Raw genomic sequence first — 870 nt, 5'->3', positions numbered from 1 at the left:
CTCGATGTCCAGGAACTGCTGCCAGGTGATGTAGCCGTCGTGATGTCCGGTGATCACGATGGGCCACTGCTCGCGCGGCACCCGTGGGTAGCTGGTGGTGACGGTGCCGTCCGGCTGGACGGTGCGCTGGGTGCGGTGCCGGCCATAGACGTAGGCCCCGGCATAGGCGGGGTTGCTCAGGAGACCGATCACACGGCCGTGGGTGAGTTTGCCCCAGCGCAGCTGTCCGTCCCAGACGCCCTCCGTATGCACGCAGCGGGAAGGGGCGGTCGGCGAGCGCGGTGACGACGCCGTAGGCGGAGCCGGTGCGGGTGAACTCGGCGAACACGTCCTCGACCGCGGCGCGGACCTCCTCGTCGGGATCGAGGACGACGTTGCCGTCCTCGTCGTAGACGAGACCGACCGGCAACGGGACGCGCAGTTCACCGCGGCGGGCCGCTTCCAGCTTGGCGCCCTGCAGCCGGCCGGTCAGCAGGTGGAGTTCTGCCTCGGACATGCTGCCCTTCAGTCCGAGCAGCAGCCGGTCGTTGAAGTCCGCCAGGTCGTAGACGCCGTCCAGGTCGATGACCAGCGTGTCGGTGAGCCGGGCGAGTTCCAGCAGGCGGGCGATGTCGGCGTTGGAACGGGCCAGCCGGGAGACCTCCAGGCCGAAGACGGCGCCGGCCTCGGCCAGGCAGACCTTCGCCACCACGTCGTGGAAGCCTCCCCGCACCACGCCGAACTGCCCCGAGATTCCCAGGTCGGCGTCTATGACCAGGATCTTCTCCGCCGTCCAGCCCAGCGTCGTGGCCAGATCGGCCAGTGCGTACTGCCGTGCCGTGGACTCGGTGTGATCGCGGACCTGCAGCATCGTCGACTGCCGCAGGTAGA

At 69.2% G+C, this 870-nt stretch carries 1 protein-coding gene and 1 pseudogene; both read right to left on the bottom strand.

The genetic code is table 11. The annotated features are described in order from the left end of the window. The coding region (locus tag V7793_RS38350; protein WP_443058094.1) for a recombinase family protein at positions 1-426 on the bottom strand (426 nt) is incomplete at its 3' end. 55 nt (positions 427-481) lie between these two features. Then, a pseudogene (locus tag V7793_RS38345) lies at positions 482-850 on the bottom strand (recombinase family protein); the annotation flags it as partial. Positions 851-870 lie beyond the last annotated feature (20 nt).

The sequence above is a fragment of the Streptomyces sp. KLMMK genome (assembly GCF_036961605.1).
Lineage (GTDB): Bacteria > Actinomycetota > Actinomycetes > Streptomycetales > Streptomycetaceae > Streptomyces > Streptomyces telluris.
This window is presented reverse-complemented; position numbering and strand designations above follow the sequence as displayed.